The 7,489-nt window shown below is 71.7% G+C and carries 6 protein-coding genes; 2 read left to right on the forward strand and 4 right to left on the reverse strand.

Annotation, left to right across the window (positions count from 1 at the left end):
- The 4 genes from DBR36_RS03755 to DBR36_RS03770 form a co-directional block, all read right to left on the reverse strand.
- A partial coding sequence (locus tag DBR36_RS03755) for an ABC transporter ATP-binding protein (RefSeq protein ID WP_146185212.1) occupies positions 1 to 872 on the reverse strand: 872 nt, incomplete at its 3' end.
- The gene (locus DBR36_RS03760; protein ID WP_108317634.1) at positions 869 to 1,705 is read right to left on the reverse strand and encodes an ABC transporter permease; all 837 of its coding nucleotides are present in this window, start codon (positions 1,703 to 1,705) and stop codon (positions 869 to 871) included. The genes DBR36_RS03760 and DBR36_RS03755, both read right to left, overlap by 4 nt.
- A complete protein-coding gene (locus tag DBR36_RS03765; RefSeq protein ID WP_108317635.1) occupies positions 1,702 to 2,679 on the reverse strand; it encodes an ABC transporter permease in 978 nt (325 codons plus the stop codon). Before DBR36_RS03765 ends, DBR36_RS03760 begins: the two co-directional genes overlap by 4 nt.
- A gap of 14 nt (positions 2,680 to 2,693) precedes the next feature.
- Positions 2,694 to 4,307, reverse strand: coding sequence for an ABC transporter substrate-binding protein (locus DBR36_RS03770; protein WP_108317636.1), 1,614 nt, complete (start codon positions 4,305 to 4,307; stop codon positions 2,694 to 2,696).
- 178 nt (positions 4,308 to 4,485) lie between these two features.
- Between DBR36_RS03770 and valS the strand changes: the two genes are divergently transcribed.
- Entirely contained in the window at positions 4,486 to 7,053 is a 2,568-nt protein-coding gene (gene valS, locus DBR36_RS03775) for a valine--tRNA ligase (protein ID WP_108317637.1), read from the forward strand.
- Entirely contained in the window at positions 7,053 to 7,301 is a 249-nt protein-coding gene (locus DBR36_RS03780) for a hypothetical protein (RefSeq protein ID WP_108317638.1), read from the forward strand. The genes valS and DBR36_RS03780 overlap by 1 nt, the downstream gene beginning before the upstream one ends.
- Positions 7,302 to 7,489: the final 188 nt, after the last annotated feature.

Below are 7,489 nucleotides of genomic sequence, written 5' to 3' on the forward strand. Positions count from 1 at the left end.
GCGAACGACACCCCGTCGACCGCGCGACGCCCGTCGAAGCTCTTGACGAGCCCCTCGCCCATGACGAGGGGCTCGTCGGTGCGCGGAGCACGGCGCAGGGGCTCGTGCGACACCGCCGCGACCAGCTCACGGGTGTGCGGATCGCGGGGGGATGCCAAGACCTCGGCGGTGGTTCCGGTCTCGACGACCCGCCCATCGCGCATGACCACCACGCGATCGGCGACGCGGGCGACGGCGCCCAGGTCGTGACTGATGAAGAGCACCGCGACCCCGTCGTCGGCGATGCGACGCAGCAGCGTGAGCACGCGCGCCTGGACGGTGGCATCCAGAGCCGTCGTCGGCTCGTCGGCCACCAGGACGGCCGGACCGGCCGCGAGGGCCGAGGCGATGAGGGCGCGCTGGCGGAGTCCCCCCGACAGCTCGTGCGGGTACTGCCGCGCACGCCGGTCGGGCTCGGGGAGCGAGACGCGTTCGAGGCTGGCGCGCACGCGGTCCGCGAGTGCGGCGCCGCGCACGGCGGGCTCGTGGATGCGCACGGGTTCGGCGACCTCGGCACCCACGCGCCGCAGGGGGTCGAGCGACACGAGCGCGTCCTGCGAGACGAGGGCGATGCTTCGTCCGCGCAGCGTCCGCCAGCCGCGTGGAGATAGACCGCGGACGTCGTTCCCGTCGATGCGCAGGGTCTCGGAGCTGACGCGCGTCGACGCGGGCGTCAGCCCGAGCAGGGCTCTGGCCGTCAGGGACTTGCCGGCGCCCGATTCACCGACCAGCGCCACGCACTCCCCCGCGCGCACGTCCAGGTCGAGGTCGCGCACGAGAGCACCCTCGGGCCCGTCGATGCGCAGACCGCGGACGTGCACGCCGTCGCTCATGCGCCCCGCTCCTCTGCTCGGGCGCGCAGGATGCGTCCGACGACGCTGATGCTCACCACGGTCGCCGTGATCGCCAGGCCCGGGAACAGCGCGACCCAGGGCGCCTGCAGCAGCAGGTTGCGGCCGGCCGACAGCATCAGTCCCCACTCCGGCGTGGGCTCGGTGGGGCCGAGGCCCAGGAAGCTGAGCCCCGCCGCCGCGAGGATGCTCGTGCCCACGCCGATCGTGGCGAGCACGCTCACCGCACCGACCACCCCCGGCAGCACGTGCCGCACGTGCACCAGGGCCGCTGGGACCCCGATGATCCGCGCGGCCTCGACGTGCTCGGTCGCAGCCAGCGAACGCGTCTGCGCCCGCGCCAGCCGCACGTAAACGGGAACGGCCGCGAGCGTCACCGCCAGGGCGACGTTCGCGGCCCCCGGACCCAGCACCGCCACGACGAGCAGGGCGACGAGGAACTCGGGGAACGCCAGCAGCACGTCGACCACGCGCATGGCCGCGGCATCCACGAACCGGGGTGCGACCGCCGACAGCGACCCGGCGACGACGCCGACGACCAGGGCCAGACCGGTCGCGAGCAGGCCGATCCCCACCGATCGGGCGGCGCCGTGGACGACCCGCGAGTACACGTCGCGACCGCTCTGGTCGGTGCCGAAGAGGTGCGCGGCGCTCGGCGGCTGCAGCGTCGCCCGCACGTCGGTGAGCAGGGGGTCGTGCGTGGCGAGCAGCCCGGGCGCGACGGCGGCCAGCGCGACGACGGCCAGCACCACCCCCGCGGCCGAGAGGGCGACGATCCGACCCGCGCGCGGTCGCGCGACCGTGGTGGCGCTCACGCGGGCACCCCCGTCCGGGCCGCCAGGCCGGGTCTCGCCGCGCGCAACCGCGGGTCGATGAGCGGCACGACGAGGTCGACGATCGTGTTGACCACGACGAACACCAGCGCGCTCAGCAGGATCACCCCGGTGATGACGGGCAGGTCGCGATCCGTGATGGCCGTCAGCGTCACACGCCCGATCCCCGGTCGGGCGAAGACGGTCTCGACCAATACGGCGCCGCCCAGGAGCGAGCCCACGAGATACGCCGCCAGGGTGACTCCCCCGACGCTCGCGTGCCGCAGTGTGTGGTGCACGCTCTCGCGCAGCGGGGCCGCGCCGCGGGCCCGCACCGTCAACAGGAACGGTTCGCGCTCGGCCGCCTCGACCCCGTCGCGCAGCACCTGCGACAGCAGCGCCGCCACGGGTAGGGCGAGCGTCACCGCCGGCAGCACGATCGCCGCCCCGTCGCGGGCGCCCGACACGGGGAACCACCCGAGCTGGAACGAGAACACGCTCAGCAGCACCAACCCCGTCCAGAACACCGGCGACGACAGCACGACGAGTTCGATCCCGGATGCCAGGGCCGGCCCGGTCCGTCCGCGTACGAGCAGAGCGGATGCCAGGGCCAGGACGACCGCGATCAGCAGCGCGAGCGCCGACAGCTGCAGGGTGGGTCCGAGCTGCCGGCCGATGACCTCGGCGACGGGCTGGCGCAGCTGGTACGACTCGCCGAGGTCGCCGCGGACCAGCCGGCCGAGGAAGGCGACGTACTGCTCCCCCACGGGACGGTCCAGCCCCAGGTCGCTGCGGATCCCCGCCTTGACGGACTCGCTCACCTGCGCCTGCGGGCCGAGCATGACCGACACCGGGTCGCCCGGGATGATCCGGAACGCGGCGAACGCCAGCGTCGCCGCGCCCCACAGGACGAGGACGACGGATGCCACGACCCCGCCGAGGCGGCTCAGCAGAGCGCGCGGGCGGGGGCGTGGCATCCGGGGGTCCGTGTTCAGCCGACGGTGGCGGTCGCGAACAGCGGGCGACCGTACAGGTCGAAGGTCAGCCCCGAGACGTCGGGGCGCACGGCCGAGATCAGCGTGGGGCTGTACAGCGGCACGATGGCGGCGTGCTCGGCGTTCCACTGCTGGACCTGCGCGTAGACGTCGTCGCGCGCGGCCTGGTCGGTGGTCGACGCGCCCTGGGCGAGCAGCTCGTCGAGCGCCGGGTCGCTCACCTGCGAGGCGTTCTGGAAGCCGTCGGTGGCCAGGTGGCTCCGCAGCAGATCGGCGTCGACGCCCGAGAAACCCCAGTCGGTGACGTCGTACGTCTTGGGACCGTACTGCTCGTTGTACGCGCCGGGCTCGAGCACCTCGCGCTGCAGGTCGAAGCCGACGGCCTTCAGATCGCTCTGCACGGCGTTGGCGAGCGCCGCCCGGTCGTCGGGTACGGGCGTCCAGGCGATCCAGCGAGCCGTGAGGCGCTGACCGTCCTTGGTGCGGATGCCGTCGGCATCCCGTCCCGTCCAGCCGGCCTCGTCGAGAAGGGCGTTGGCCGCGGACGGGTCGAAGGGCCGGCTGTTCTCGAGGCTCGCGTCGTAGCCGGGGGTGGTCGCCCCCAGGATGCTCCACGCGCGGGGGTACTGGCCGAAGAAGATCTGCTGCACGGCCGTGTCGACGTCGATCGCCCGCGTGAACGCCTGGCGGACCTTCTGGTCGGCGAATACGCCGTACTTCTCGTTGAGGAACAGCGAGTACGGCAGGCCGGGGTAGGCGATCGACTCGACGGTGTCGTCGGCGGGAACCTGCTCGACGAGGTTCGGCGGCAGGTTGGTCACGACGTCGGCCTGCCCGCTCGACAGCGCGCCGACGCGCACCGAGGCCTCGGGGAGGATGTCGACCCGCAGTGTCTTGAACGACGGCTTACCGGTGCCGTCGGGGCCCCAGGTGTAGTCGTCGTTGCGGGTGTAGACGATGTCCTGGTCGGGCGTGTACTCGGTCAGCTCGAAGGGGCCCGTGCCGACGGTCACGTCGGGCCCGCCCGCGGCGAGCTGGTCGGCCTTGGTCTCGAGCACCTGCGGCGAGTAGAAGCCGAGCAGAGCCGTGCTCGCGGCCTGCAGGAACGGGGAGTAGGGCTCGCTGAAACGCACGCGCACGGTGTGCTCGTCGACGACGTCGGTGCCGGCGTACAGATCGCCGCCGAGCATGCTCGCGGCCTGCGCCGACGCGGTGTCGGGGTCGACGATGCGGTCGAAGTTCGCCTTGACGGCGGCGGCGTCGAAGGGCGTGCCATCGTGGAAGGTCACGTCCGTGCGCAGGCGGAACAGGTAGCTCGCACCGCCGTCCTCGACGTCCCACGACTCGGCGAGCCACGGCGAGAACGACCCGTCGGCCTCTTGGAACACCAGCGAGTCGAGCACGGCGCGCTGCACCATGGCGGTGACGTCGAGCTGGCTGGTCTGCGGGTCCATCTTGCCGGCCGAGAGGTTGGCGCCCTCGATGGCCCAGGCGATCTCTCCGTCGCCCTGGGCGGCCGGGTCGGAACCGGCGCACGACGAGAGCGAGAGAGCGGCGACCGCGGCGACGGCGACCGCCGAGATCACGCGACGGGAAAGCTGTGAAGGCATGACGAAACCTCGAAGTATCTGGTGGGGAAACTCCAGCCTACCCGCGTTGCTGGACCCGGTGCGGAAAGTGGGGGTTCGCGCGCGCCTCGGACACGACGAGCCCGTCCCGATACGATGGATGCCACACCCATCAGGCACGCTCACACAGTGCCGCCCATATCGCTCGAGGAGTACCCCCATGGCCACCATTCCCGACAAGCCCGCCCTGGAAGGCCTCGAGCAGAAGTGGGATGCCGCCTGGAAAGAGCGCGGCACGTACGTGTTCGACCGCCTCCGCGCCGCCGAGGCCGGCCGCCAGGGCGTGTACTCGGTGGACACGCCGCCGCCGACGGCATCCGGAAGCCTGCACATCGGGCACGTGTTCTCGTTCACGCACACCGACGTGAAGGTGCGCTTCGAGCGCATGCGCGGCAAGACGGTGTTCTACCCGATGGGCTGGGACGACAACGGCCTGCCCACCGAGCGCCGCGTGCAGAACTACTACGGCGTGCGCTGCGACCCCTCGCTCCCTTACGACGCCGACTTCACCCCGCCGTTCGCGGGCGGCGACAACAAGAGCAGCAAGGCCGCCGACCAGGTGCCCATCAGCCGCCGCAACTTCATCGAGCTGTGCGAGCAGCTCACGGTCGAGGACGAGAAGCAGTTCGAGGACCTGTTCCGCGAGCTGGGCCTGAGCGTCGACTGGACGCAGACCTACCGCACCATCTCGGACGACTCCATCCGCACGAGCCAGCTGGCGTTCCTGCGCAACGTCGACCGCGGCGAGGCGTATCAGGCGCTCGCTCCGACGCTGTGGGACGTCGACTTCCGCTCCGCGATCGCCCAGGCCGAGCTTGAGGACCGCGATCAGCCCGCCGCGTACCACCGCGTGGGCTTCGCCAAGACCGACGGTTCGGGCGACGTGTTCATCGAGACCACCCGCCCCGAGCTGCTGCCGGCGTGCGTGGCCCTCGTCGCCAACCCGGACGACGAGCGCTACCAGCCCCTGTTCGGCACGACCGTGCGCACGCCCCTCTTCGACGTCGAGGTGCCGGTGCTCGCTCACCCGCTCGCGCAGAAGGACAAGGGCTCGGGCATCGCCATGATCTGCACCTTCGGCGACGTGACCGACATCATCTGGTGGCGCGAGCTCGACCTGCCCAACCGCACGATCATCGGCAAGGACGGCCGCATCGTCGCCGACGCTCCCGATGTGATCGTGACGGATGCCGCGAAGGCGGCCTACGCGGAACTGTCGGGCAAGACGGTGTTCAGCGCCAAGAAGCGCATCGTCGAGCTGCTGCAGGAATCCGGCGCCATGGAGGGCGCCCCCAAGCCCTTCACCCACCCCGTGAAGTTCTTCGAGAAGGGCGACCGCCCGCTCGAGATCGTGTCGACGCGCCAGTGGTACATCCGCAACGGGGCACGGGATGCCGAGCTGCGCGAGCGCCTGGTGACCCTCGGCCGCGAGATGTCGTGGCATCCCGATTTCATGCGCGTGCGCTTCGAGAACTGGACCAACGGCCTCACGGGCGACTGGCTCGTGTCGCGTCAGCGGTTCTTCGGCGTACCGATCCCGGTCTGGTACGGCCTCGACGAGGACGGAGAGCGCGACTACACCCGCGTGCTCACCCCCGACCTCGCCTCACTGCCGGTCGACCCGACCACCGACGTGCCCCCGGGCTACACGGAGGACCAGCGCGGCGTTCCCGGCGGCTTCGACGCCGAGCGCGACATCCTCGACACGTGGGCGACGTCGTCGCTCACCCCGCAGCTCGCCGGCGGCTGGCAGCGCGACGAGGAGCTGTGGAACCTCGTGTCGCCGTTCGACCTGCGCCCGCAGGGTCAGGACATCATCCGCACGTGGCTCTTCTCGACCATGCTGCGCAGCGCCCTCGAGGACGACCGGAGCCCCTGGACGGATGCCGCCATCTCGGGCTTCATCGTCGACCCCGACCGCAAGAAGATGTCGAAGTCCAAGGGCAACGTGGTCACGCCCGCCGACATCCTGCAGCAGCACGGCTCGGACGCCGTGCGCTACTGGTCGGCATCGAGCCGCCTCGGCACAGATGCGGCCTTCGACCCCCAGAACCCGACCCAGGTCAAGATCGGCCGGCGCCTCGCGATCAAGCTGCTGAACGCGGCGAAGTTCGTGCTGTCCTTCCCCGTGCCCGAGGGCGCCGAGGTCACGCACGCGCTCGACGCGTCGATGCTCTCGACCCTGGATGCCGTGGTGCGCGACGCCACCGCCGCGTTCGAGGCGTACGACCACGCGCGGGCGCTCGAGATCACCGAGTCGTTCTTCTGGACCTTCTGCGACGACTACCTCGAGCTGGTGAAGGAGCGCGCGTACGACCAGTCCGACGCGGGACAGGCGTCCGCGGCCCTCGCGCTGCGCACCGCGCTGTCGACGCTCGTGCGGCTGTTCGCGCCCGTGCTGTCGTTCGCGTCCGAAGAGGTGTGGTCGTGGTTCGAAGAGGGCTCGGTGCACACCGCCGCGTGGCCCGAGCCGCTCGGCATCGAGGGCGACCCGGCCGTGCTGACCGCCGTCAGCGCCGCGCTCATCGGCATCCGTCGTGCCAAGACCGAGGCGAAGGCCTCGCAGAAGACCCCGGTCACCTCGCTCACCGTCGCCGGTCCGCACGTCGAGGCCCTGCGCCTCGCCGAGGGCGACCTGCGCGCCGTGGGCCGGATCGAGGCGATCTCGTTCGCCGAGGCCGACGCCACCACCGTCACCGATATCGTGTTCGCACCCCAGGAGGCCTGATGCATCTCGGAACCCGTTGGACCGCCCGTGAGCAGCCCCCCAAGGCCGTTCCCGAGGCGCTGCACGCGCAGATCGCCGCGGTCGAGGCGGCGCTCAACCCCGACGGGCTCAGCGCCCCCGCCCCGCGGTGGACGCTGACCTTCCTCGAGGGTCGACCCGTCGCCGAGCTCGACACCGGGGTCATCGTGAGCCAGGACGCCTCGGGCGAGGTCGTCGTGCGCTACGACGACGACGCCGAGTTCGCCTGAGCCGCATCTCGACGCGCGCCGAGCCCGCCGTCCCCGTCGGGGGCGGCGGGCTCGTCCGCTTCGGGGCCTCTTGCGCTCCGCCGGAGGGGGTGAGCCCAGGATGCTCGCGGACGTCCGTTCCTCTCCGTGACCGCGCACGGTCCGCCGCCTAGGCTGGACCGATGACGGATGCCCCCAATCCCCTGCTG

This window comes from Microbacterium sp. HMWF026, from assembly GCF_003061325.1.
In the GTDB taxonomy this organism is placed as follows: Bacteria; Actinomycetota; Actinomycetes; order Actinomycetales; family Microbacteriaceae; genus Microbacterium; species Microbacterium testaceum_E.